This is a genomic window from Burkholderia arboris, assembly GCF_902499125.1.
GTDB classification, from domain to species: domain Bacteria; phylum Pseudomonadota; class Gammaproteobacteria; order Burkholderiales; family Burkholderiaceae; genus Burkholderia; species Burkholderia arboris.
In genome coordinates this window covers 48,429-71,985 of sequence record NZ_CABVPX010000030.1, presented here as the reverse complement: position 1 = coordinate 71,985, position 23,557 = coordinate 48,429, and the positions used below count along the sequence as shown (strand labels likewise).

Below are 23,557 nucleotides of genomic sequence, written 5' to 3'. Positions count from 1 at the left end.
GCCATGGCCCAGATCACCTGCAAGGCTTTGTCGAAGCACTACGACGGCGGCCCCGCCGTGCTGCACCCGCTCGACCTCGAGATCGCCGACGGCGAATTCATCGTGCTGCTCGGCCCGTCCGGCTGCGGCAAGTCGACGATGCTGCGGATGATCGCGGGCCTCGAGGCGATCACCGGCGGCGAGCTCGTGATCGGCGATGCCGTCGTCAACGACCTGCCGTCGCGCGAGCGCAATGTCGCGATGGTGTTCCAGAACTACGCGCTGTACCCGCACATGACGGTGTACGACAACATCGCGTTCGGCCTGCGGCGCCTGAAGGTGCCGGCCGGCGAGATCGACCGCCGCGTGCGCGACGTCGCGCGCATCCTGAGCCTCGACGCGCTGCTCGACCGCCGTCCGCGCGCGATGTCGGGCGGCCAGCAGCAGCGCGCGGCGATCGCCCGCGCGATGATCAAGACGCCGGCCGTGTTCCTGTTCGACGAGCCGTTGTCGAATCTCGACGCGAAGCTGCGCACGCAGCTGCGCGGCGACATCAAGCGGCTGCACCGGCAGTTGAAGACGACCACGCTGTACGTCACGCACGACCAGCTCGAAGCGATGACACTCGCGGACCGCGTCGTGCTGATGCGCGGCGGCCACATCGAGCAGATCGGTACGCCGGCCGAACTGTATGGCCGGCCGCATACCGTGTTCGCCGCCGGGTTCGTCGGCACGCCCGCGATGAACTTCGCCGACGGCACGATCGAGCGCCTCGGCGCGAACCTGCTGCTCGACTGCAACGGCGCGCGCTGGCCGCTCGCATCGTCGCGCTTCGCGGGGCTGCAGGACGGCCAGCACGTGAAGGCCGCGATCCGGCCGAACCACCTGCGGCTCGTCGCCGAAGGCGATCCGGCCCCCGGCACGCTCGCACTGACCGGCACCGTGGAGCTCGTCGAGCTGCTCGGCGCCGAGGCGCTCGTCACGCTGGACTGGCGCGGCCAGCCGTGCGCGGCCCTCGTGCCGGCCCCGATGGCCCCCACGCCGGGCGCCGTGGTAGCGTTGCGCTTCGACGAAGAAGCCCTGCATCTGTTCGACGCCGGCACCGAGCGCAACGTCACGCTGCCGGACGCGAACCCGATCGCGCAGGCGGCGCCGCCGGCGGCCGCAACGCGCGCCACGCCGCCGGCCGCGACGGGCTGGTCGATGTCCCGTTCGTAGCACGCCGGCACGCCCCGACGGAGCACACGATGAACCCGGATCTCGAGATCGTTCCCACCCACCGCGACGAGTCGTTCCGCGCGTGGGTCCACGACTACCCGCATTCGGTCGCGAAGTGGCACTTTCATCCCGAGTACGAGATTCATCTGATCCAGGCGTCGCACGGCAAGGTGTTCGTCGGCGACCACATCGGCGATTTCGGCCCCGGCAACCTGATCGTCACGGGGCCGAACCTGCCGCACAACTGGGTCAGCGAGCTCGCCGACGGCGAACGCGTGTCGTCGCGCGACGTCGTGCTGCAGTTCTCGCGCGATGCGATCGAGAAGATGGTCGGCGCGTTCAGCGAGCTGCAGCCGGTGATCGACCTGATCGACGACGCGGCGCGCGGCGTGCAGTTTCCGGACCGCGTCGGCGCAGAGGTCGCGCCGCTGATGCTCGAACTCGCGAACGCGCACGGCTGCCGGCGCGTCGAGATCCTTATGTCGCTGTTCGACCGGCTGTCGTCGTGCCGCGAGCGGCGCGTGCTCGCGGGCCCCGGCTACCGCAGCGACGCGCAGCACTACATGTCGTCGACCGTCAACCAGGTGCTGTCGTACCTGCAGCAGAACCTGCCCGGCATGCTGCGCGAGACCGACGTCGCCGCGTTCGCCGGCATGAGCGTCAGCACCTTCACACGGTTCTTCCGCCGCCACACCGGCTCGTCGTTCGTGCGCTACCTGAACCGCCTGCGCATCAACGAGGCGTGCGAGCTGCTGATGTTTTCCGACCTGACGGTGACCGACATCTGCTACCGGGTTGGCTTCAACAACCTGTCGAACTTCAACCGTCAGTTTCTCGCGATGAAGCAGGTGCCGCCGTCGAGGTTCCGCGCGCTGCACCGGCTCAACGAACCCCATGGCCGCGACGACGCGCCGCCCCCGCGACGCGCGCCGCCGCGCGCCCCAGACAGGACGCTTCATACGTGACATTTCTCGGCATCGATCTCGGCACGTCCGAGGTCAAGGTACTCCTCACCGATTCCCGTTCGGTGCCACTCGCGACCGGCTCGGCCACGCTGTCGATCAGCCGCCCGCATCCGCACTGGTCCGAACAAAGCCCGCAGGCGTGGTGGCACGCGATGCTCGACGCGATCGCATCGGTGCGCGCCGCACACCCGGCCGGCTTTGCCGCGCTGCAAGGCATCGCGCTGTCCGGGCAGATGCACGGCGCGACGCTGATCGATCGCGCGGACCAGGTGTTGCGCCCCGCGATCCTGTGGAACGACACGCGCGCGGGCACCGAATGCGTCGAGCTCGAGGCGCTGGTGCCGGAATCGCGCGCGATCACCGGCAACATGGCGATGCCCGGCTTCACCGCGCCGAAGCTGCTGTGGCTCGCGAAATACGAGCCGGCCGTGTTCCGCGCGGTGCACAAGGTGCTGCTGCCGAAGGATTACCTGATCTGGCGCCTGTCCGGCGAATTCGTGTCCGACCTGTCCGACGCGTCGGGCACGCTGTGGCTCGACTGCGCGCGCCGCGACTGGTCCGACCGGATGCTCGCCGCGACCGAGCTGTCGCGCGCGCAGATGCCGCGCCTCGTCGAAGGCAATGCGCCCGCCGCACAGCTGCGCGACACGCTGCGGCGCGAATGGGGCATCGCGGGGCCCGTGACGATCGCCGGCGGGGCCGGCGACAACGCGGCCTCCGCGATCGGCATGGGCGTGACGGGCGCCGGCAGCGGCTTCCTGTCGCTCGGCACGTCCGGCGTGCTGTTCGCCGGCAACGACCGTTTCGCGCCGAACCCGGACGCCGCCGTGCACGCGTTCTGCCACTGCATCGAAGGGCGCTGGCACCAGATGAGCGTGATCCTGTCGGCCGCCGCGAGCCTCGACTGGCTCGCGCGGGCACACGGCACGACCGCCGCTGTGCTGGCCGCGCGCGCCGAACGCGCGGAGCCGGCCCGCGCGCCGCTGTTCCTGCCGTATCTCGGCGGCGAGCGCACGCCGCACAACGACGCGCATGCGCGCGGCGTGTTCTTCGGGCTGTCCAACGAACACGATGCGTACGACCTCGCGTATGCGGTGATGGAAGGCGTCGCGTTCGCGATGGCCGACGGCTACGACGCGCTGCGCGCGGCCGGCACGACGCTCGACGCGGTGTCGTTCATCGGCGGCGGATCGAAAAGCGCGTTCTGGGCGCGGCTGTGCGCGAATGCGACCGGGCTCACGATGCAGCGCCACGCGGACGGCGCGGTCGGTGCAGCACTCGGCGCCGCGCGTCTGGCGCGACTCGCTGCGACGGACGACTCGCTCGCGGACGTCTGTGTCGCGCCGCCGGTGACGGAGACGGTCGCGCCCGATGCGGCGTCGGTCGATCTGCTGGCCGGCCGGCTCGCGCGGTACCGGCGGTTGTATCACGCGCTGCGGGACGAGTTCGCGGCCGCCGACTGAGCAGCGGGGCGTGGCCGTCATGCCCGCATCGCGGCCGGCCGAAACATGCGGAAACCCGCTTGACCCGGCCCCTGGGATCGCCTTTATGCTGACCGCAACGAATCGACGACCCGGGGGCGACCCATGAGCAACGTCACGCGCGGCCTGAGCGCATCGGAAGCCGCGACACGGCTCGGCGTATCGGTCAAGGCGCTGCGGCTGTACGAGCGGCAAGGGCTGGTCACGCCCGGGCGCACGGTGTCCGGATACCGGGCCTACGGCCCGGACGATCTGGCGCGTGCCGCCGAAATCGCGGCGTTGCGCGCGCTCGGCCTGAGCCTTGCCCAGGTCGCGAGCGTGCTGGATGGCGACGCCGGCAGCCTGAACGACGCGTTGGCGACGCATGAAGCGGCGCTCGAGCGCGGCATCCGGGATCTGGTCGGCAAGGTCGGCAAGGTTCGCGCCATCCGTGCCGATCTCGCACGCGGCCGAATGCCCAACGACGGCGAATTGACCCGCCTGCTCGACCCCGCGGCCGCCGGCGTTGCGTTCAGCCTCCCCTGGCCGTGGAACGGCGAATGGTTCGAGTGTCGCGATATCCGTCCGTTGAACTACATCATCGGTTCGCTGGGGAGCGGCAAGACGCGGCTCGCGCTTCGGCTGGCCGACGCGCTGCCCGGCGCCGCGTTCATCGGGCTGGACCGGCTGGAGGACGACGGCGCGGCGGCATTCGCCGCGTTGCAGGCCGATCCGGTGCTGAAGGCGCGCGTCGGGCGCACGTCGGCCTGGCTCGCGGGCGAAGGCGCCACGCCGTCTCCGGCGCTGACCGCGCTGCTCGCCGGCCTCGAGGCGGACGGCGCCGGCGCCCGGGTCGTGGACATGATCGAACAGGATCTCGACCAGTCGACGCAGGCGGCGCTGATCGCATGCCTTCGCCAGCGCGCCAGGGCCGGCGGCATGCGGCCGCTGTTCCTGCTGACCCGCTCGTCGGCCATGCTGGATCTGTCGGCCGTCGGCCCCGACGAAGCGATCATTCTGTGTCCCGCCAACCATAGCCCACCGGCTCGCGTCGCACCGTACCCCGGCGCCCCCGGCTACGAAGCCGTGGCCACCTGTCTTGCATCGCCCGCGACCCGCGCACGGATCGCACGGCGGCCGGAGGCCGGGTAACGGCATCGCTCCGGCCCGGCATCACGGTGGGCGATGACCCGCATGCGCGGCCCGGGCGGCCGGCACGTTGCCGGCCACGCGCGGTTCACGCGCGAATGAGCCGGTGCAGGCGTCGAACCAGGGTCAAGGCCTGCTGCGCCGAGGCCAGGTTCGTGAAGCCGAGCAGCATGCCGGACGGCGTCCGGCCGCCCGGGCTCCAGCCGCTCAGCGGCTGGATGGACAAACCGTGCAGGTCGGCCATGCGTGCGACGGCGCGATCGTCGACTGCCGCGCGCCAGTACGCCACGACATGCAGGCCGCCCGCGCGGGGCGGAATGTGCAGCGCGTCGCCGAAGACCTTGACCAGTGCATCGATCAGCCACGTGCGGCGGGTTGCGTACAGCGCACGCATTTTCTTCAGGTGGCGCGCGAAGTGCCCGTGTTCCATGAAGTCGGCGACGACGGACTGCATCAGCATCTGGCCGCTGCCGCCGAGCCAGCCGGCGGTTTCGCGAAAGGCATCGACCTGCTCCTCGGGCACGACGAGATAGCCCAGTCGCAAGCCCGGATACAGCACCTTGCTGAACGAGCCGGTGTAAAGCACGCGGCGATGGCGATCCAGGCTTTTGAGCGCGGGCAGCGGGCGACCGTCGTACCGGAACTCGCTGTCGTAGTCGTCCTCGACGATCCAGGCCCGCTGCCGGCGGGCCCAGTCGAGCAATGCCAGGCGTCTCGGCAGCGACAGCGCGATACCGAGCGGGCTTTGATGGGTCGGGGTCACCACGGCGAAACGCGCATCGGCCGCACGGCGTCGCCCCGCTTCCACGCACAAGCCGTCGTCGTCGACCGGAACGGACACGAGCCGCATGCCCGCGTGCTCGAGCAGGCGGCGTGCGTGGATGTAACCGGGATCCTCGAACCAACCGGTATCGCCAGGGCGCAGCAGGGTCCGGCAGATCAGGTCCAGTGCGCCGCGATACCCCGCGGTGACGAAGATCTGCCCGGCCGAGCAGTCGATGCCGCGCGATACGCCGAGATAGGCGGACAGCGCGCGCCTCAGCGCGTCGTGACCTTGGGGCGGCGCGTAGTCCAGCGACGGTGTCGCCATCGCCCGCACATGACGCCCGGTCAGCCGAATCCAGGGCATGCGCGGAAACGCATCGAGCGCGGGAATGCCCATCTGAAACGGCTTCGGCCCGCTCGCCGCCGGATCGCCGTGCGGCGCTTCGTCCGGCCGGGGCGCGGCGGCGCGCGGCTGCCGGCCATCCGGCAGCTGCGGTGAAACGACGGTACCGGCCGGCCCGCGTGCGACCAGGTACCCTTCGCCGATGAGGATCTGATAGGCCGCTTCGACCGTGCCGCGTGCCAGATTCAGTTCGCCGGCCAGGCCCCGTACCGACGGCACGCGATTGCCCGGCGCAAGCCTGCCCGTCTCGATTGCATCGCGGATGCGCCCGTACAGCTGCCGGTAGACCGGCATGTCGAGATGGCGGTCCGGGATCAGGTCGTCGAAGTTCATGTCCCAGTCAAATAGTCACTTTTTGCCCCTTCAGGATAAGCCATCCGGTTTGTAAAGTAACGGCGTTACCGTGGAGCCATCGTGATGCAAGAAATTCATTTGAAACGAGCCGTGACGGATGCGGATTACCGGTCGGCGCTCGACGTGATGCGCGAGCTGCGCCCCCACCTGACCGATGCCGATGCGTTCGTGCGGCAGATGCGCCGCCAGGCCGAACAAGGTTATGTGTTGCTGACCGCGCGGCACGCCACCCCGGACGGTGCGGTCGTCGCGCTGGCGGGATACCGTCACCTCGAAAACACGCTGTACGGCCGCTTCGTCTACGTCGACGACCTGGTCGCGACCGGGCACGCGCGCGGCCAGCGGCTGGGCGAGCGGCTGCTCGATGCGGTGCGCGACGACGCGCGGCAACACGGCTGCATGCACCTGGTACTCGATACCGGGCTGTCCAATGCGCTCGCGCAGCGTTTCTATTTCCGCCAGGGGCTGCTGTCCCGCGGCATGCATTTCAGCCAGTCTCTGCAGGCGCTCGGATGAACCACCTTCTTTTTGTCGATGCCAGCCCGCATGGAAGCGATTCGCTGGGCGCGCGCCTCGCATGCGAAGCCATCGCGCAATGGCAGACGGCCCGCCCCCATGCACGTGTCGTGTCGCGCAGCCTCGGTGAACCCGGGTTGCCTTCGCTGTCGACCGCCTATGCGCACGCACTGGTCGCGAGACAACCGGATTCCGATCCCGCGCTGGCGTGCTCCGAACAACTGATCGCGGAAGTGGAACACAGCGGCGGCGTGTTGATCAGCACGCCGATGCACAATTTCACGGTACCCGCCGCGCTGAAGTTGTGGATCGATTACGTGCTGCGCATCGGCCGCACGTTCAGGGCCACGCCGGAAGGCAAGTTCGGCCTGCTCGCCGATCGGCCCGTGCTCGTGCTGGTGCGCTCCGGCGGCATCTGCACGGGGCCGGCGGCACGGCAGCCCGATTTCCTGACGCCGTACCTGAAGCAGGTGCTGGCCGTCATCGGCCTGTCGACGGTCGATTTCATCTACCTTGAAGGCATTGCGCCGGACGACGCAGCGATCGACGCGGTACGCGGCCAGCTGGCCGCATCGGCGCTGCTGGCTCAACGCGCGACGGCAACGGCATGAATGCGCCCCGGCGCTCGCATGCATGAGCCGATGCGTACCGGGGGCGGCGGATGTCGGGCGTCCCGAGCCGGGCGCTTCGGCGTCACGGTTCCAGCCGCCCCATCCTGCGCGCCATCGCCTGGCTCACCGCATGCACGGGATCGAACCCGAAGAATTCGAGCACGTGCCGCGCGACGTCGTCGCGATCGTTGTCCGCGCAGATCATGTGATAGCTGTTCTCCAGCACGATCCCGCGCGCATCGGGCATCTTCTCCAGCAGGAAATCGGCCGAGCGCAGGCTCGTCAGTTCATCCTCGCGTGCATGCAGCACGAGCGTCGGGCACGGCGTGCCGGCCGCGGCGTCGAGCGCCCAGTCGCGCATCCGGTCGACCTGCCGCACGCAGGCAAGCGGCACCCACGCATAGTGGAAACTGTCCTGCCGCTCGAACTTCTTCTTCACGATCGCGCGGATCGTCGCGTTCTTGATGCCGAACGGATCGCCTTCCTCGACGCGCATTCGCTCCGCCACTCCGGGCACGCGGTACAGCACGTGCCGCAGCGACCGGTACCACGGTGTCGACCAGCCGTCGATGAACATCGGCGTGGCCAGCAACGCGAGCCGGCCGCGCGCATGCTGCACGCGATGGCACAGCAGCAGCGCGACCAGCGAGCCCATGCACATGCCCGCGACATGCAGCGTGTCGTACTCGCGCTCCAGCGCGCGATATTGTTCGGTCACCGCGTCGAGCCACGCCTCCGCGCGCACGCCGGCCAGATCCTCGGGGCGCGTGCCGTGCCCGGGCAGCGTGATCATGTGCGTGTCGGCGCCCGCGCGCCGCATCGCCTTGTGCAGCGAACCGAGATCGTATTGCGTGCCGCCGAGCCCGTGGATCAGCAGGACGCCCGTGCGGCCTGTCATGACGCGTGCCCGCTCATTCGTCCGCCGGCCATACGCGTTCGATCTGCCAGACGCCCGCGACCACCGTCACGTCGACGTTCGAATCGAGCAGCGGTGCGCCGTGGTCGGTGATCGTCTGCGTGCCGCCGTCGCGCAGCACGATGCGCAGCGACAGCGATGCGCGATCCTCGCCCGCGATCTCCGCGTTCCAGTAGTCGCTCAGCGCCTCGCGGTCGCCCGGCTGCACGCGTTCGAGCACGAGCGGCACGCTCGCGATCTGCGAAGCATCGACGCCGACGCCGAACACGCGCTCGACGTCGCCGCTCCAGTCGATCCGGCCCGACTCCGGATCGAGCACGTACGCGATCTGGCCGGCGCTCGCGAGTGCGAGCTCCATGTTGTTCTGCAGGACCGCCGCATGCTCGTGCACGCGTTCGCGCGTCGTCTTCAGCGTGCTGACCGTCAGCACCAGCAGCGACGCGACCGCCAGATAGAGCTGCGCTTCGAGCAGCGCGCTGCCATAGTGCTCGTGGAACGACGAGAACGGGCCGTCGCCCTGCGCGGTCTGCTCGATCACGATCAGCGCGAGCACCAGCACCGACGACGAGCCCACGCGGCCGCCGAGCAGCAGCGTGACCGCGACGGTCAGGAACAGCGGGATATACGTGAGCGCGAAGCCGGCGCCCGTGCCAAATTTCCGCGACGTGTCGCCGTCGAAGATCACCAGCGCGACGACCGCGAGCAGCACGAACGCGACGATGCCGAGCACCAGGTCGAAGCGTTCGTGGTCGCCCGAGCGGTGCGCACGGAAGCGCGACCACGATGCGAGCACCGGCGTGACCAGCAGCACGCCGACGAAATCGGACGCCGCCCACACCGACCACACGTCGAAGAACGGCGCGCCCTTGACCGTCGTGTACCACGCCGCGCCGCCGACCGCGCCGACGACGCCCGCGATCATCCCGGCGAGGATCACCGAGCGCAGGAAGTACAGCCCTTCGAGCGAGAAGCGCACGCGCTGCACGAGCCAGACCGCGAGCGCGGCCGCGCCGACCTCGTCGACCGTGAACAGCACCGCGTTGACGAGGCTGCCGTGTTCGATCGTGGTCAGCGCGAGCTGCCCGACGAGGAACGCGCCGGCCAGCGTCAGCCAGTCGCGCACCGGCCGCAGCATGAACGCGCCGACCGTCACGCCGGCCGGCAGCCAGATGTAGCCCGTCAGCCGGACGGGGCCGTTGAACTCGTGCGAGATGTAACCGGTCGCGAGATACAGCGCCGCCCAGAGCAGCGCGGCGACGAGCCCCGGCCGCGATCGTTTGGTGTCCATCGAGAATCCCTGTGTGCCGCGCCTGCGGCCTGCAGGTGCGCGATGTGCGAATGATATGCGGACGCGGCGGGCGGGGGAATACCGGCGGGCGCAACGCCGGCCGCGCTCGCGGCCGTTTGCGGCTGGCTTCGGATCTCCGTCCGTCTCAGTCGACTCGCCGCCACACCGAAATCGGTATGTCTCCGTTGGGCCGCGGTGGAACGCGATAGCTCAATTCGCCCTCTTTCAATTGATAGCTGCGCGTTTGCGTCTGCCCGACCCAGTTCGGATAGGACGCGTTGACGATGTGAAACGCCAGCGTGTGCTCCGCGGGATCGACGGTCAGGGTGCCGTAATGGGTGCTGGACCCGAGCACGGCTGTACGGAATTCATCCGGCGTGCCGGTCGCCTTGTCGTTCGAAGCGAAACGCAGGCGTTCGGACTTGAAGATCTGCAGCGAGTAGTTCCCGTGCGGGTCGATCAGCAGCAGGCCTTTCGGATCCGCACCGTAGTCGCGGCCGATCGTGCCGTCGGGATGCTGAACGTCCGCCGCGACCAAGGTCCAGGTCCCCGCGAGCGACGGTGCGGCCGATGCGCCGCCGGGAACCATCGATGCGGCCAGCAACATGCCGGGGAAGCCTTGACGGAATATCGAGCCGATTTTCATTCGCAGTCCTTGTCGGAAAGAAGGGAAGAAACGTCACGGGAATCCGCAGTGGCGTAGGCGCGCATCCCCGTCAACCGCAATGAACGGTTCGCTTGATCGTAGCGGGGAGAATGTGCAATAAATACGATAATTTGAAACTGACTTATAAGAAAAACCGAATCATGACGCTCCCGAATCTCGACATGGATGCGCTGCGCACGCTGATCGCCGCGGACCGGCTCGGCAGCCTCAACCGCGCCGCCGACCGGATCGGCCGTTCGCAGTCGGCGGTCAGTCAGCAGATGCGCAAGCTCGAAACACAGATCGGCCAGCCGCTGTTTCGCCGGCAGGGGCGCGGCCTCGTGCCGACCGACGCCGGCGAACTGATGCTGTCCTATGCCCGCCGTATCCTCGAACTGAACGACGAAGCGGTGAGTGCCATCCGTGGCTCGGCAATCGAAGGCGCCGTGCGATTCGGGTTGCCCGGCGACTTCGCCGAATCGTGGCTGCCGGTCGCGCTCGGCCAGTTCAAGCGCACCCACCCAGGCGTGCGGGTCGACATCGTCGTCGACGGCAACGGCGCACTGCTGGAGCGGCTCGACGGCGGCGAACTCGACCTCGTTCTCGCAATGGGCCGGGGCCATCGCGCCGACGCCGAACGCCTGGTCACGCTGCCGATGGTGTGGATCGGGCCGTCCGGTGTCGACGTGCGCCCGCGCGCCGGCGCCTCGCTCGATCTCGCGTTGTACAAGCCGCCGTGCCTGTTCCGCAAGGCCGGGACCGAAGCGCTCGACAAGGCCGGCATCCCGTGGCGGCTCGCTTACACGACCGGCAGCCTGCAAAGCCTGTGGGCCGGCGTCGCGGGCGGACTGGGCATTACGCCGAGAACGATGGTCGGTGTGCCGTCGGCGCTGCGACGGCTTGGCGAGCGCGACGGCCTCCCGCCGTTGCCGCCCGTCGACGTGTGCCTCCACGGCGCGAGCGGCAATGCGCCCTCCGCACTCGCCAGCCTGAAACGCGTCGTGATCGACAACCTGACTGCCAATCTTGGCGACGCATGATCGACATCCGGCACGCCCATCGGGCAGGACGATCGGGTATGTCCCGCACATTCCGTTGCCCTGCCTTTGACCGGCTTCCCGCAATCGGGAATCATGCGCGGCGGGGAGCCACTTACCGCTCCCCATCCCGAATGCACGAGTCCGCACCATGACATACGCAATCAGCCTGCGCACCGCCTCCGACACCGACCTCCCCTTCCTGCTGACGCTCCGTCGACTGACGATGACCGAGCACCTGCAGCGCGTCGGCGCGCCGACCGACGACGCAGCGCACGACCAGCGCATCCGCGCGCACTTCGACGATGCGATGATCGTCTGCGAAGGCGCTGCCGCCATCGGCCTGCTGAAGGTGACGCGTGCCGCCGGCGAATGGCACGTCCATCAGATCCAGATCCTCCCCGCGCACCAGGGCCGCGGCATCGGCGAGGCCGTGCTGAACGCGTTGCTGGCCGACGCCGCGCGCGAGCACGTGCCGGTATCGCTCAGCGTGCTGCACGGCAACCCGGCGCGCCGGCTCTACGAACGGCTGGGCTTCCGGCTCGCGTCGGAAACCGGCACGAGCGCGAGCATGATCTGGCGCGCGTGACGCGCGCCATTGCAATGCCGCCGCATGACGATTACTGCGTGATCTTCGCGTCCTTCAGCAGATTGCCGATCATCTGCGCGCTCGCCTTCTCGACCGCGATCGCCTGCAGCTGCTGCTGAAGCCCCGGCTTCGCGGCCTCGAAACCCGGCACCTGCGTCGGCCGCTTCGCATCCAGCTTCACGATCGCCCGCACGCCGTCGACCGGAATCGAATCCTTCGTCACCGCGCCGGCGGTCAGCTTCTCGAGCGCCTGCGCGACCGGCAGCGGCAACCCGCCCGTCTTGCCTTCCGCAGCGGGCGTATTGAAGCTCACCCACGGCAGTTCGCCGCCGCTGTCGCGGCTCGGCGCCATGCTGTACTGCCGCGCCAGCCCGTCGAACGACTTGCCCGCTTTCAGCTCGCTCAGCACGGTCGCAGCCGTCACCGGATCCTTGACGACGATCACGCGCGGCTTGTATTCGCTCTTGCCGAGCGTCGCGACGAGTGCGTCGTAGCGCGCCTTCACCTGCTCGTCGGTCACCGGCTCGGGCTTCACGTTGTCGCGCAGGTACAGCTGCACCTCGGCCGTCACCTTCGCCTGCTGTACCGCCGCCTTGACCTCGGGCTTGTCGCCGTAGTTCGCCTTCTCGGCCGCCTGCTGCACCAGCAAGCGCGTGATCAGCTGGTTCTTGATCGCCTGGCGAACCTGCGGCGAGTCGGGCTGCCCCGACGCGCGCAGCAGCGTATCGACGTCGGCCTGCGTGATCGGCGTGCCGTTGACCGTCGCGACGGTCGCCGCCGTCTGCGCGTGGACAGGACCGATCAATGCGCCTGCGAGCGCGGCAATCAGCAACAGGCGGTTCGGTGTCGTTTTCATCTTCATCGTTTCGTCACTTCGAGCATGGAAAGCGCGGCACGGGGTGGCCGCGCCCGTTCATCGTGCACACCTGCACACGCAGCGTCTGCGTGTGCCGCTGTCATTGTGCACGGAACGGCATTTCCGCGTCGGGAGGTTGGGGAGAGGCCGCGCAACGCGGCACGGCGCGCATTGTGCGCGCCGTTCATTGCATTCGTGTTGTGCAGCAATCCCGCGAGAACGCCCCGATTGCCGTCATGACTTCGCGAGTACGGCCGCCAGCCGAAGCGGCCGCGCGTTCAGCGGCTCAGGGCGTCCACCGGTACACGGTGATGCTGTCCCCTTTCACGTTGTTCTTCATCACCACGTACTCGCCATTCGACCGGCGGTACGCGCGGATGCTGTACATCGCGTCGATTGCGCTGCTGGTATCGACGGTCGCGGGGCTTGCATTGACCAGCGTGGCGTCGAGATTGCCGGTGGTGAGGTTGAACGCGTCGACGTTCGGCCACAGCGGCCCGCTGCTGCTGAACCAGTAGCCGACGAACAGATGATTGCCCACCGCGTCGATCGATTTCGCGCCGCTGTGCGGCAGCGTGATCACCGGATCGGGCTTCGTTGTGTTGCCGGCGCTCCAGCCGTGATACACCTCGATGCGCGTGCCGATCGACGTCCAGTCGTTGCTGCCGGCCGCCCCTTGCGCGAGCACCATCGTGTCGCTGTCCGCGAGATAGACGATGCGCGTCAGCGGCACGATGCTGGCCGGAATGCGGGTCGCGACGCCCGGCCCCCACGACGGCTTGCCGTTCGCGTCGAAGCCGCTCAGCGGGTAATGCGTGATCGCACCGGTCTTGTCGAGGCCGGTCCACACGCCCCCCTTGCTGTCGAGGCTGAAGCCGCTCGTCACGCGTTGCGTCGTGTTGAACGCGGGGCCCGGAATCGATCCGTCCGGAATCGCGATATAGCCGTTCGCCGCGTTGAAATGGTAGAAGTAGAAGACCGGCGGATTCTGGCCGGCCGCGACGAGGATCCGGTTCGCGCCCACTGACGTGAGCAGCCCGAAGTGTTCGTCGCGCTGCGTATCGCTCATGTTGATGCGCGGGTCCGACGGGTAGGCGAACGGGTCGACGGTGTTCGCGACGAACTTGCCGCCCGCGGTACCACTGTACACGTGCGTGCCGCCGTAGAACAGCGCGCCGTCCGTGACGGGGTCCGGCGCGGCGATGCCTTCGAAGTTCAGCGACTGCAGCGTGTAGCGCAGGCTCCCCGTGCTGCTGTACGCATGAATGTCGGTCGCGCCGTTGCGGCCGAGATCCCAGCTGCCGCCCCACGGGTTGTTGAGCACGTAGAGGTTGCCGCCGGTGTCCTTGCCGATCCCGACGATGCGCGTGAAGCGCTGCGCGCCGACCTGCCCCTTGATGCCCGTCGTCGTGTCGAGATAGCCGCCGCGCACACCGAACGTGCCGGCCAGCGCGGGGCGGCCCGCTATCGAATAACGCTTGATGTTCTGGTCGGGGCCTTCGTCGCCCACCAGCAGCTGGGCGGCCGCCGCATCGACATACAGCGCCGACGGCTGCGAGCCGGCCGGCATCCGGATCGTGTTCAGCAACGCACCGGCCGGGCTGAAGCCGACGATCGAGCCCGCCGCCTTCTGCGCGACCCACACGTTGCCCGCGCCATCCACCGCGAGTGCGCCCGGCGCCGGCACGTCGATGTCGCGCTGCCACACGCCGTCGGTGGTGAACACGCGCACGCGATTGCCGTAGAAATCGCTGGCATAGAGCAGCGAGCCGGCCGTCGCGAGCCCGGTGACGACATCGATGCGCGGCTGGTTCGTCGCCGCGCTGATCTGGATCACGCGGTCGCGATACTTCGTCGCGCGGTTGTAGCGTCCCACCGCACCGCTGCCGTACGTCTTGCCAGGCTGCAGCGCGACGAACAGCGACGTCGCGTTGCCGGTGATCGCGCTGCCCTGGAATTCCGAATGCGTGCCGATCGAGCCGATGCTCTTGCCGTTCTGGTAGATCGCGACGCCGCCTTCATCCTCGTCCCACATCGACGCCGTGTAGATCACGCCTTCGGGCGCGACCCACATCGCGCGCGCGACGTTGCCGACGTGCGCCGCGAGCGTGCCGTACGTATTCGCCAGCCAGTCGGTGGTATTGCCTGCATGAGTCGCCGGCGCAATTGCGGCGATCGCTGCGGCAAGAAGCGCAGCCTGGATTCGTTTACTGGCGACCATGACGGATGCGCTCCTGAATGAGGCAAACATTCACATGAGGGATCGGGCCGGCCAGATGGCTTGAAATCCGCGATGCGGAACTTCTTCCCCTGAATCATCTGGCGCAGTCGGTATTACGTACGGCATGCCTTCGATAATGAGCAGGGCGAGAATAGCGTTATATAAATCGAAAAAAATTGCGGACCGCACGCTTGCGGCAAGCGCGACTGCGCAACAGTGAATGTTCACTTGCGCGCCTGAACGGGAATGGAGAGAGTCAGGCGTTCGCCTGCGGGAATATCGCCGCTTGTCCAGCGACGACAGATTGAAACGGCGGACGCTTTTACCGGAAAATCGGAACAGGCCGCCGCATACGGCGCAAAGTCATTGCACAAAACAAATCGCCGGCCTGAATCCGTATCGAATCCAGGCCGGCGATCGTCATGGACGCCGGGGCAGGCAACGCGTCGCCGCGTTGCCGCGCATCATGCCGATGTCTCCCGTACCTTCACGTCGGCAACCGTGCCGCCGTCCGACTCGTTGTCGTCGCGCGGATCACCGAGCTGCCCTTCCCACTTCGCGACCACGGCCGCCGCGATCGAGTTGCCGACCGCGTTGGTGGCCGAGCGCCCCATGTCGAGGAACATGTCGACGCCCATGATCAGCAGCAACCCGGCCTCGGGCATGTTGAACTGGTTCAGCGTCGCGGCGATCACGACCAGCGACGCGCGCGGCACGCCGGCCATCCCCTTCGACGTCACCATCAGCATCAGCAGCATCGTGATCTGCGTGCCGAGCGGCAGATGGATGCCGTACACCTGCGCGATGAACAGCACCGCGAACGTGCAATACATCATCGAACCGTCGAGGTTGAACGAGTAACCGATCGGCAGCACGAAGCTCGAGATCTTGCGGTTCACGCCGAAGCGGTCGAGCGCGTCCAGCAGCTTCGGATACGCGGCCTCGGAGCTCGCCGTCGCGAACGACAGCAGGAACGGCTCGCGGATCAGCCGGATCAGCGTGAACGCACGCTTGCCGAGGAACGTCACGCCGGCGAGCGTCAGTACGCCCCACAGCAGCGCGAGCGCCAGATAGAAGCTCGCCATGAACTTCGCGAACGTCAGCAGGATGCCGAGCCCTTCGGTCGTGATCGTCGACGCAAGCGCCGCGAAGACCGCGATCGGCGCAAACCACATCACCGCGCCCGTCACCTTCAGCATCACCTGCGCGAGATCCTCGATCACGCCGGTCAGGCGCTTGCCCGCATCGCCCAGCGCGGACAGCGCGGTGCCGAAAAAGATCGAAAACACGACGATCTGCAGGATTTCATTGTTCGCCATCGCCTCGGCGATCGACTTCGGCACCAGGTGGACCACGAAATCCTTCAGCGTGAAGGCGCCCGTCTTCAGGTTGAGCGCCGCATCGGAAGGCGGCAGCGGCAGGCTCAGGTGGCTGCCCGGCTGCAGGATCGTCGCGGTCAGCAGACCGAGCAGCAGCGACGTGAACGATGCGATGAAGAACCAGCCGAACGCCTTGACGCCCACGCGGCCCACCGCGCTGCCGTCGCCCATCTGCGCAATGCCGACGGTCAGCGTCGCGAATACCAGCGGCGCAATGATCATCTTGATCAGTCGCAGGAACACGTCGGACAGCAACGACACGTAGCCGGCGACTTCCTTCGCCATTTTCGGGTCGGGAAACGCGCTATGGCATGCGTAACCCACGGCGATACCAAGAATCATCGCGACAACGATGTACTTGGTAATGTTGTGCTTCTTCTTCATTAGTAATCCAAATTACAAAACGTATGTTGCTAACGGCTGGCAAATCATTCGCGTCCGGCTGCGAATCGGAACCTGTGTCGCCGCGCGGGCGACGCGTCCGCTTTGGCGGTCTCTGGCGGTCGCCTGGGCGGACAAGGGGGGGCATTCTAACGCAAATGGCGCACCGGCTTTCAAATCTGAAAGCGGCGCCGGTTGATTTGCGTCCGGATGTCGTCGTAAAAGGCGGGTTTGTCGCGATCCGGCCCGCTTCCTGTGGGGCCGGATGCCGGGGAATGCAGGCGGATCAGGCAGGGAACGGCGCGGCAGGCCCGTGGATGCGTCAGGGCGCGGGGGCCCGGCCGAACTGTGCGAGAAAGTCCGCCGCCTCGGCGGCAAACCGTTGCGCGAGCGCGCGCGCATGACCGGTGCGCTGGAAGCTCCCCATCAAATCCCGTGCGCCGCCATCGTCGGCCAGCAGCAGCAACGCTTCCTGCCGGCGCGTGCGGCCATCGAGCGCTTCGACCTCGATCGACAGGCCGCCCGTGCTGACCGGCCACAAGATCAACGACGTCGTCACGATATTGAGCAGCGGCGACGCGTCGGCCACGCGCGTGATGCGAACGCGAACGGTGAGCGAGGGGCCGGCATCGCCGCTCGCCGGCGCGGCGAAGCGCTTGTGCAGTTCCGCTTCCAGGCTGTGCTGCAGCACATCCCGCACCGCCTGAACCTCGTCGGGTGACACGTCGGCCGATACGGACGGCGTGGCCTGCACCGACTCGACGACGACCCGCTCATAGCGGCCCAGATCGGCCGGCCGCGGCGGCACCGCCATGCCATGCTCGCCGCTTTTCACGAGCCCGCGATAGGACACCGCCTCGCCGGACTTCACCACCTCCGGCGGCGTCGCGCAGGCACCGAGCAGGAGGACGCACACGATCGGCAACAACCGGCTGCACCGTTTGAGCAAGCCTGCAAGCGCATGTATCCAATAATAAACGGAGTACTTCGTCTCGTTAATGAGCAAAAAAAACGACCCGGGCGGGCGGGCCGATGCGTGAACGACGTCGGGCGTCATTGTCTGCATGATGCGATGTTCCTCATGAAGGGCAGCGTGGGGTGTCAGGAAACCAGGACGTAGGTCCGGAAGAAGTCGCCGAGCGCGGCGGCCATGTGCTCGATGTCGCTCGCGGTCCCGAGGCTCTGGTCGAGCCACAGGCCGTTGAACAGCGAGAAGACGATGTTCGCGGCCCCGGCCGGATCCAACGATGGCCTGACCCAGCCATCGGCCTGGCCGCTCGCCAGCACGCGCGCGAACTCCCCGCGCAACTTCCGGTCGAGTGCGACGAAATCGGGACGGCGGTCGGCGTCGCGCGCAAGTTCGAGCCAGCTGTCGACACCGAGGCCGCCATCGGTCTGCCCCGTCATCCCGGCCAGTTCGTCGGCCGTGATGCGAGCGAGCCGCGTCAACCCTTCCCGGTTCAGAAAACGCTCGACATCCTGCGTATAGCGCTCCACCTCGGCCACGATGATCGCGTCGATCATCTCGCGCTTGTCGGCGAAGTAGCGGAACACCGCGCCCGCGCTCATGTCGGCCGCCGCGCAAATATCTTCGGTGCGCGCGCCGTGGAACCCCTTGGCCTTGAAGACTCGGGCGGCCGCGGCAAGGACCTGCTCCCGGCGCTGCCGATGAAGGTTTTCGTTGCGTGTGCGAGCCATGCTTGCAGAGATAACCGGACTAATTCGTCGCATTATATGGAAAGCGCCCGTCGAGATCAAATCCCGGGGGCACATCTTCCAGTCAGGTTCACCGGAGATCGTCACGCCGGTGGCGACACGATCAAGCGATCGCGACACATTTTCACAAAGATGCGCAGACCTCGACACTACGGCACGTAAACGATATGTAATATTTGGAAATGTTTCGCCTTGACGCCATCCCTTGACGTCAATGCGCGATCCAGAGCCGGAAATGCAGCACCGTGTTCGAGTCATTGCTCCCATCAGGCTGAGTCGTTCTTTTCATCAGGATTCCTTTGAAGTGAGCGATCGAGAAAAAACGGCATCGTGATGAACATTCTGTACACCAACTTCCACGGCGATTACGGCGGCGGCCAGGACACCTACGTCCGCGATCTCGCCGTCGCGATGAGCCGCCATCACAGCGTGACCGTCGCGTCGCCGGAGGGGAGCCGCCTGTCGCGACTGTTGAAGGACAGTCCCGGCGTGGCCATCTTCGACATGGAATTCAAGCCGCGCTGGAACCGGCTCTGCCAGGAAATCGTCCGGCTGCGCCAGCGGATCGTCGCCGAGCGCTTCGACGTCATCCACGTCAACGGGTCCGCCGATCACCGGCAGGTGATGCTGGCGCTGCTCGGGTGCCGGTACCGGCCCGCGGTCGTGCTGACCAAGCACAACACCTATCGCGCCGACAGCTTCGGCAACCAGTTGCGCGCCCGGCTGGCCACCGACCACACGATCGCGGTCAGCGACTACGTCGCGAGCATGCTCGCGCTGCGCTCGCCGTATGGAAACGTGACGGTGGTCAAGCACGGCGTGCGCCGGCCGGCTGCCGAACGGCTGGCGGGCGACGAGCTCCGCCGCCGCAAGATCGCGCTGTTCGGGTCGTCCGGTGCGGATGCGATCGTGCTGGGCAGCAGCGCCGGCACTGCGCCGGAAAAAGGCTGGATGGATCTGATCGCGGCGCTCGGCCGCCTGCCCGAACCCGAGCGCGAGCGGTTTCGCGTACTGCTGGTCGGCGCGGAGCCCTCCGGCGAGCAACGCGAGCAGATCGCGCGGCACGGCATGGCGTCGCGCACCGCCTTCACCGGACGGCTCGACGACGTACGGACACCGTTCTCGATCATCGACGTGTCGTTCGTCCTGTCGTACCACGAGAGCCTGTCGTACGCGTGCCGCGAAGCGATGTCGCTCGGCTGCCCGGCCATCGTGACGCGCGTGGGCGGGCTGCCCGAGAACGTCGAGCCGGGCGTGGACGGGTGGGTCGTCCCGCCGCGCGAACCCAAAGCGATCGAGGCGATCCTGCGCGCGATCGTGCGGGAACCCGGCTGCGTTCGCGCCATGGGGCGCAGCGCGCGGCTGAAAGGCAAGCACGAATTCTCGTTCGACAAATTCGTCGAGGCGACCTTGTCCGTCTATCAGAACTCGATTCGACACAACCCCTATCGCTGGGTGACATCCCTGGGAACCACGAAATGGCAATGAATATCTGGAAGAAGTACTGGGATCTGCGCACGCAGGAATGCCCGTGCGACGTGCACTTCGTCGAATGGCTGGAATCCGTGCGCCTCAAGGGCGTGCGCATCTATCACTTCGGCACCGGCGGCCATCACCATGTCGGCGTCGAATGCGCGCGGCCGCACCTGAACAACACAGTCTTCGGCGTGACGGCGTCGCCGAAGGAATACAAGTCGTATGTCGATCTCGTCACGCGGCAACCCGAGGTGAGCAAGACCTATCTCGCGTATTTCGGCGACATCTACACGAGCAATTCGGGCCTGCTGCCGGCATTCGACGTCGTCACGCTGTTCCATCTGTGCGAATTCCGCGACGAGTCGAACAGCCGCTACGGCGCGAAGACCGACGAAGAGGTGCTCGACCTGTTCGCACGCCATACCACACCCAACGGCCACCTGCTGTTCTACAAGGGTTCGTCGGCGTACCGGAAGGCCGAGCCAATCATTACGCAATGGGCGGCGAATGCCGATTTCGTCGAGGTCGGCGACTTCAAGACCCTGCGGATTTTCCGCAAGGCCGCGTAACCCCGCTTTCCCGCGATCCGCCGATGCTTGCGCGCACCCCACGCTATCCGATCCTGATGTATCACCAGATCCGCCCGCTGCCGCCGCCGCCCGACCGGCTGCGCGGCCTGAGCGTCGCCCCCGACGCGTTCCGCCGCCAGATGACGCTGTTCAAGCGGCTCGGCTACCGCGGTGTGAGCGTGCGCGAACTCCAGCCGTACCTGCGCGGGGAGCGCAAGGGCAAGGTCTTCGGCATTTCGTTCGATGACGGCTTCCTCAACGTGCTGACGCACGCGATGCCCGTGCTGGACGCGCTCGGGTTCACCGCGACCTGCTACTTCGTCGCCGGCCGGTTCGGCGGGGCGAACGACTGGGACGCAGATGCCCATACGGCACGCTCGCCGCTGATGACGCGCGAGGATATGCTCGCGTGGCGCGATCACGGCCATGAAATCGGCTCGCATACGCTGGATCACGTCGCGCTGTCGTATGTGCCGACGCCCGTATCGGACTTCCAGCTGACCGAATCGAAGCGGCAACTCGAAATGCTGAGCGGCCGGCGTGTCGAATCGTTCTGCTATCCGTACGGCGACCTGGACGCGCGCGTGCGCGACCAGGTCATGGACGCCGGGTACGGCAACGCGACGACCACCCGGCGCGGATGTGCCAGCGCGGCCGACGATCCGTTTCTGCTGCCGCGGATTCCGGTGGCGGGCGGAGTCGGGGCCGTGCGGCTGTGGTTCAAGTGTGCGAGCGGGCGGTTCCGAAGGACCCGGTAGCATGCGCCGCCTCCGGCGTACCCGCCGACACTCCGATACCCGTCCATGCCGCGACGACACATGGACGGGCTCCGCCGTCCGCTCAAACCGGCGGACGAAACACGCGCGTCGCTGACGGCGCGCGTGCCTGCTGCTTCAGGTAAGCCAGCGCATCGTCGAGCTTCAGCACGTGCTGCTCCCCGCCTCTCGTCCGCAACGACACCTCGCCGGCGAGCGCCTCCTTCGGCCCCGTTACCGCGACGATCGGCGCGGCCAACTCCCGCGCATCGAAGATCTTGCGTGGCAAGCGTTCCGAACGAAAATCCCGCAGCACCCGGCAACCGATTTCTTCGAAGGCGAACGCCGTATCGTCGGCAAACGCGCGGTCGCCCTCCCCGATGTTCGCGACGACGATCTGATCCGGCGCCAGCCACGTCGGCAGCCACCCTTCATAGTGCTCGAGCAGAATCCCGATGAACCGTTCGAGGCTCCCGAGCACCGCGTGATGCAACATGACGGGCGTGGCCTTCGCACCGTCCTCCGCAACATAGGTTGCGCCGAGCCGCTCCGGCAACACGAAGTCGAGCTGGATCGTTCCGCACTGCCACTTCCGCCCCTGACGGTCGAGCAAATGAAACTCGAGTTTGGGGCCGTAGAACGCGCCTTCGCCCGCCAGGACCGCGAAATCCAGGCCCGCCGCTCGCGCAGCGGACGCCAGCATCGCTTCCGCGCGATCCCACACCGCATCGTCGCCGGCTCGAAGCGCCGGCCGCGTCGACAGCGCCACGTCGAATCCGTCGAACCCGAAGTCTGCGTAGATCGTCTTCAGCAGCACGCAGAAGCGCGCCACTTCGGCCTCGACCTGATCGGGCATGCACAGCACGTGGGCGTCGTCCTGCGTGAACGCACGGGCACGCATGAGGCCGTGCAATGCCCCCGACGGCTCCGCCCGGTGAACCGCGCCGAACTCCGCATACCGGACCGGCAGATCGCGATACGAACGCGTGCCTTTCCTGAAGACCTGTACATGGCCCGGGCAGCTCATCGGCTTCAGGCAGTATGGCTTGCTGTCGCTCTCGAGCGAAAACATGTTTCGCCCGAACTTCTCCCAATGACCGCTCTGCTCCCATAGCTCGCGCGAGACAATCTGAGGTGTCCTGACTTCTGCGAAGCCGGCCTGCCGCATCCGGGCACGAATATATTCCTCGACGACGCGAAAAAGGATCATGCCGCGCGGATGCCAGAAAATGGCGCCCGGGCTTTCATCCTGCTGGTGAAACAGATCGAGCCTGTTGCCAAGCACTCGATGATCGAAATCGTCCATCACGTTCTCCGTTGACGTCAGGTGCCGGTCGAACGGAGCATGAAAAAAGCCCCGTCCGTTTCCGGCGGGGCTTCTGGGGAAGATCGACGCATGGATCTACGACGTGCAACCTCCCCCCAGCCCGCCATTGGCGGTCGTGGTGGTGGTCGTGGTGGTCGTGACGAAACGTGCGTTCATGCGATGAATCTAGTCAACCTCGTGCCACCTGTCAATCAGGCGTTCGAATTTACCCGAATGAATCGCGTCGCACGATCGCGCTGCGCCGGCGATCCGCTGCACCGGACCGCAAGCAGTCACCCGGAAGGGCGACGCCCGTCGGCACTTGCGCCGACGCTGCCTCCGTTCCGACCAGTTTGGTCATCCCGCTGATCACGCCGACGTGATCCTTCGGCACCCGATCCGCGGCCACCCAGCAACCCGCCGCGACCGTGGCGGGAACACAGGCCGGGCAGATCCGGCGCGAAACCCGCGAGGCTGGCGGTATCGGTTCCGACATGAACAGGGAACAGCAGTCGACCGATATCACGAGTAGACGCAGGGGCAGAACAGGCTCGCCCAGAGAAAGTAGCGTCAAAAACTACAAGCTGAAATAAATGCTGCCGGGGCTTCCAGCAGGCAGCGCGACGCGAACGTCAATTGGACAAAGCAGATGTTCGGAGCGAATGCCAACGACAGCGACTATGACGTCGCGGCAGAAATGGCCCTCGAAGCGGCTCGCCAAAATTCACTCGTGTGGGCATGGATTAGTGAGCGTATCGATAACGATATCAGAGCGAGAAACAGCACAAGTCAATCCGCAAACCCAAGCCCGGACCAATCCGTGAGTCAGCTTTCTGATCGTTCTGGGCGCGCGAGCTTCTTTCAACTCGTGTGTCGACCTTTGATGAGCAAGTCGTTTCAGAAGGGCGCACTGAAGACCTGCTGTGTTTCGTCACAGCGCTCAATAACAGGTACAGCGGGATAGCGGCGGATACACCCGTCGCGAGCATACAAAATGGCGAC

The 23,557-nt window shown here is 66.9% G+C and carries 21 protein-coding genes; 11 read left to right on the top strand and 10 right to left on the bottom strand.

The genetic code is table 11. From position 1 onward, the window contains the following. Positions 1-3 precede the first annotated feature (3 nt). The 4 genes from BLA15945_RS29100 (at position 4) to BLA15945_RS29085 (ending at position 4,774) form a co-directional block, all read left to right on the top strand. On the top strand, positions 4-1,197 hold the full coding sequence (locus tag BLA15945_RS29100; protein WP_059238077.1) for an ABC transporter ATP-binding protein: 1,194 nt from the start codon (positions 4-6) through the stop codon (positions 1,195-1,197). Between the two features lie 29 nt (positions 1,198-1,226). Beyond that, positions 1,227-2,162, top strand: a complete 936-nt coding sequence (locus BLA15945_RS29095) for an AraC family transcriptional regulator (RefSeq protein ID WP_174994003.1) — start codon at positions 1,227-1,229, stop codon at positions 2,160-2,162. Next, on the top strand, positions 2,159-3,625 hold the full coding sequence (gene xylB / locus BLA15945_RS29090) for a xylulokinase (RefSeq protein WP_174994002.1): 1,467 nt from the start codon (positions 2,159-2,161) through the stop codon (positions 3,623-3,625). Before BLA15945_RS29095 ends, xylB begins: the two co-directional genes overlap by 4 nt. A gap of 123 nt (positions 3,626-3,748) precedes the next feature. Then, positions 3,749-4,774 (top strand): MerR family transcriptional regulator, encoded by a 1,026-nt coding sequence (locus BLA15945_RS29085; protein ID WP_174994001.1) that lies wholly within the window; start codon positions 3,749-3,751, stop codon positions 4,772-4,774. Positions 4,775-4,859: 85 nt separating this feature from the next. On the opposite strand, the gene pdxR is transcribed toward BLA15945_RS29085, so the two are convergent. Further along, a complete protein-coding gene (gene pdxR / locus BLA15945_RS29080) occupies positions 4,860-6,272 on the bottom strand; it encodes a MocR-like pyridoxine biosynthesis transcription factor PdxR (protein WP_059238085.1) in 1,413 nt (470 codons plus the stop codon). An 84-nt stretch (positions 6,273-6,356) separates the two neighbouring features. On the opposite strand from pdxR, the gene BLA15945_RS29075 reads away from it, so the two are divergent. Together BLA15945_RS29075 and BLA15945_RS29070 are read left to right on the top strand one after the other, a co-directional pair. Next, positions 6,357-6,809: a GNAT family N-acetyltransferase gene (locus BLA15945_RS29075; protein ID WP_059238087.1), complete on the top strand. Its 453-nt coding sequence runs from the start codon at positions 6,357-6,359 to the stop codon at positions 6,807-6,809. Beyond that, positions 6,806-7,420, top strand: a complete 615-nt coding sequence (locus BLA15945_RS29070) for an FMN-dependent NADH-azoreductase (protein ID WP_174994000.1) — start codon at positions 6,806-6,808, stop codon at positions 7,418-7,420. The genes BLA15945_RS29075 and BLA15945_RS29070 overlap by 4 nt, the downstream gene beginning before the upstream one ends. An 82-nt stretch (positions 7,421-7,502) precedes the next feature. Here the strand turns inward: BLA15945_RS29070 and BLA15945_RS29065 are convergent, their stop codons facing one another. The 3 genes from BLA15945_RS29065 to BLA15945_RS29055 form a co-directional block, all read right to left on the bottom strand. Then, complete coding sequence (locus tag BLA15945_RS29065) at positions 7,503-8,318, bottom strand: alpha/beta hydrolase (RefSeq protein WP_059238090.1); 816 nt, start codon at positions 8,316-8,318, stop codon at positions 7,503-7,505. A 13-nt stretch (positions 8,319-8,331) separates the two neighbouring features. Beyond that, positions 8,332-9,624, bottom strand: a complete 1,293-nt coding sequence (locus BLA15945_RS29060; RefSeq protein WP_174993999.1) for an MASE1 domain-containing protein — start codon at positions 9,622-9,624, stop codon at positions 8,332-8,334. 145 nt (positions 9,625-9,769) lie between these two features. Then, positions 9,770-10,270: a lipocalin-like domain-containing protein gene (locus BLA15945_RS29055; RefSeq protein WP_059238094.1), complete on the bottom strand. Its 501-nt coding sequence runs from the start codon at positions 10,268-10,270 to the stop codon at positions 9,770-9,772. Positions 10,271-10,431: 161 nt separating this feature from the next. On the opposite strand from BLA15945_RS29055, the gene BLA15945_RS29050 reads away from it, so the two are divergent. Both BLA15945_RS29050 and BLA15945_RS29045 read left to right on the top strand, forming a co-directional pair. Next, complete coding sequence (locus BLA15945_RS29050; RefSeq protein WP_174993998.1) at positions 10,432-11,310, top strand: LysR substrate-binding domain-containing protein; 879 nt, start codon at positions 10,432-10,434, stop codon at positions 11,308-11,310. A gap of 148 nt (positions 11,311-11,458) precedes the next feature. Beyond that, positions 11,459-11,896 (top strand): GNAT family N-acetyltransferase, encoded by a 438-nt coding sequence (locus tag BLA15945_RS29045; RefSeq protein WP_174993997.1) that lies wholly within the window; start codon positions 11,459-11,461, stop codon positions 11,894-11,896. 31 nt (positions 11,897-11,927) lie between these two features. Here the strand turns inward: BLA15945_RS29045 and BLA15945_RS29040 are convergent, their stop codons facing one another. The 5 genes from BLA15945_RS29040 to BLA15945_RS29020 all read right to left on the bottom strand — a co-directional run bounded on the left by BLA15945_RS29040 (position 11,928) and on the right by BLA15945_RS29020 (position 18,536). Continuing rightward, a complete protein-coding gene (locus BLA15945_RS29040; RefSeq protein WP_174993996.1) occupies positions 11,928-12,758 on the bottom strand; it encodes a peptidylprolyl isomerase in 831 nt (276 codons plus the stop codon). Positions 12,759-13,038: 280 nt separating this feature from the next. Continuing rightward, entirely contained in the window at positions 13,039-14,973 is a 1,935-nt protein-coding gene (locus tag BLA15945_RS29035; protein WP_174993995.1) for an SMP-30/gluconolactonase/LRE family protein, read from the bottom strand. A 464-nt stretch (positions 14,974-15,437) separates the two neighbouring features. Continuing rightward, the gene (locus tag BLA15945_RS29030; RefSeq protein ID WP_059238104.1) at positions 15,438-16,736 is read right to left on the bottom strand and encodes a dicarboxylate/amino acid:cation symporter; all 1,299 of its coding nucleotides are present in this window, start codon (positions 16,734-16,736) and stop codon (positions 15,438-15,440) included. A 319-nt stretch (positions 16,737-17,055) separates the two neighbouring features. Continuing rightward, positions 17,056-17,799, bottom strand: a complete 744-nt coding sequence (locus BLA15945_RS29025) for a DUF3313 family protein (RefSeq protein ID WP_174993994.1) — start codon at positions 17,797-17,799, stop codon at positions 17,056-17,058. A gap of 35 nt (positions 17,800-17,834) precedes the next feature. Beyond that, entirely contained in the window at positions 17,835-18,536 is a 702-nt protein-coding gene (locus BLA15945_RS29020) for a TetR/AcrR family transcriptional regulator (protein ID WP_233464332.1), read from the bottom strand. Positions 18,537-18,782: 246 nt separating this feature from the next. Between BLA15945_RS29020 and BLA15945_RS29015 the strand changes: the two genes are divergently transcribed. From BLA15945_RS29015 to BLA15945_RS29005, 3 genes are read left to right on the top strand one after another with little or no spacing between them, the layout of a single operon-like run. Beyond that, entirely contained in the window at positions 18,783-19,937 is a 1,155-nt protein-coding gene (locus BLA15945_RS29015) for a glycosyltransferase (protein WP_059238109.1), read from the top strand. Further along, a complete protein-coding gene (locus tag BLA15945_RS29010; protein WP_174993993.1) occupies positions 19,934-20,494 on the top strand; it encodes a hypothetical protein in 561 nt (186 codons plus the stop codon). The genes BLA15945_RS29015 and BLA15945_RS29010 overlap by 4 nt, the downstream gene beginning before the upstream one ends. Positions 20,495-20,517: 23 nt before the next feature. Further along, positions 20,518-21,252 carry a polysaccharide deacetylase family protein gene (locus tag BLA15945_RS29005; protein ID WP_059238113.1) on the top strand — a complete coding sequence of 245 codons (735 nt, stop codon included), beginning with the start codon at positions 20,518-20,520 and terminating at the stop codon, positions 21,250-21,252. An 82-nt stretch (positions 21,253-21,334) separates the two neighbouring features. Here the strand turns inward: BLA15945_RS29005 and thrS are convergent, their stop codons facing one another. After that, complete coding sequence (gene thrS, locus BLA15945_RS29000) at positions 21,335-22,555, bottom strand: threonine--tRNA ligase (protein ID WP_217468174.1); 1,221 nt, start codon at positions 22,553-22,555, stop codon at positions 21,335-21,337. Between the last annotated feature and the right edge of the window lie 1,002 nt (positions 22,556-23,557).

Excerpts from the sequence above, each read along its gene's own strand:
- thrS (WP_217468174.1), bottom strand. The coding sequence starts at position 22,555 with ATGGACGATTTCGATCATCGAGTGCTTGGCAACAGGCTCGATCTGTTT.
- BLA15945_RS29085 (WP_174994001.1), top strand. The coding sequence starts at position 3,749 with ATGAGCAACGTCACGCGCGGCCTGAGCGCATCGGAAGCCGCGACACGG.
- pdxR (WP_059238085.1), bottom strand. The coding sequence starts at position 6,272 with ATGAACTTCGACGACCTGATCCCGGACCGCCATCTCGACATGCCGGTC.
- BLA15945_RS29055 (WP_059238094.1), bottom strand. The coding sequence starts at position 10,270 with ATGAAAATCGGCTCGATATTCCGTCAAGGCTTCCCCGGCATGTTGCTG.
- BLA15945_RS29040 (WP_174993996.1), bottom strand. The coding sequence starts at position 12,758 with ATGAAGATGAAAACGACACCGAACCGCCTGTTGCTGATTGCCGCGCTC.
- BLA15945_RS29095 (WP_174994003.1), top strand. The coding sequence starts at position 1,227 with ATGAACCCGGATCTCGAGATCGTTCCCACCCACCGCGACGAGTCGTTC.
- BLA15945_RS29100 (WP_059238077.1), top strand. The coding sequence starts at position 4 with ATGGCCCAGATCACCTGCAAGGCTTTGTCGAAGCACTACGACGGCGGC.
- BLA15945_RS29035 (WP_174993995.1), bottom strand. The coding sequence starts at position 14,973 with ATGGTCGCCAGTAAACGAATCCAGGCTGCGCTTCTTGCCGCAGCGATC.
- BLA15945_RS29070 (WP_174994000.1), top strand. The coding sequence starts at position 6,806 with ATGAACCACCTTCTTTTTGTCGATGCCAGCCCGCATGGAAGCGATTCG.
- BLA15945_RS29050 (WP_174993998.1), top strand. The coding sequence starts at position 10,432 with ATGACGCTCCCGAATCTCGACATGGATGCGCTGCGCACGCTGATCGCC.
- BLA15945_RS29065 (WP_059238090.1), bottom strand. The coding sequence starts at position 8,318 with ATGACAGGCCGCACGGGCGTCCTGCTGATCCACGGGCTCGGCGGCACG.
- BLA15945_RS29010 (WP_174993993.1), top strand. The coding sequence starts at position 19,934 with ATGAATATCTGGAAGAAGTACTGGGATCTGCGCACGCAGGAATGCCCG.
- BLA15945_RS29045 (WP_174993997.1), top strand. The coding sequence starts at position 11,459 with ATGACATACGCAATCAGCCTGCGCACCGCCTCCGACACCGACCTCCCC.
- BLA15945_RS29030 (WP_059238104.1), bottom strand. The coding sequence starts at position 16,736 with ATGAAGAAGAAGCACAACATTACCAAGTACATCGTTGTCGCGATGATT.
- BLA15945_RS29005 (WP_059238113.1), top strand. The coding sequence starts at position 20,518 with ATGCTTGCGCGCACCCCACGCTATCCGATCCTGATGTATCACCAGATC.
- BLA15945_RS29075 (WP_059238087.1), top strand. The coding sequence starts at position 6,357 with ATGCAAGAAATTCATTTGAAACGAGCCGTGACGGATGCGGATTACCGG.
- BLA15945_RS29025 (WP_174993994.1), bottom strand. The coding sequence starts at position 17,799 with ATGCAGACAATGACGCCCGACGTCGTTCACGCATCGGCCCGCCCGCCC.
- BLA15945_RS29060 (WP_174993999.1), bottom strand. The coding sequence starts at position 9,624 with ATGGACACCAAACGATCGCGGCCGGGGCTCGTCGCCGCGCTGCTCTGG.
- BLA15945_RS29015 (WP_059238109.1), top strand. The coding sequence starts at position 18,783 with ATGAACATTCTGTACACCAACTTCCACGGCGATTACGGCGGCGGCCAG.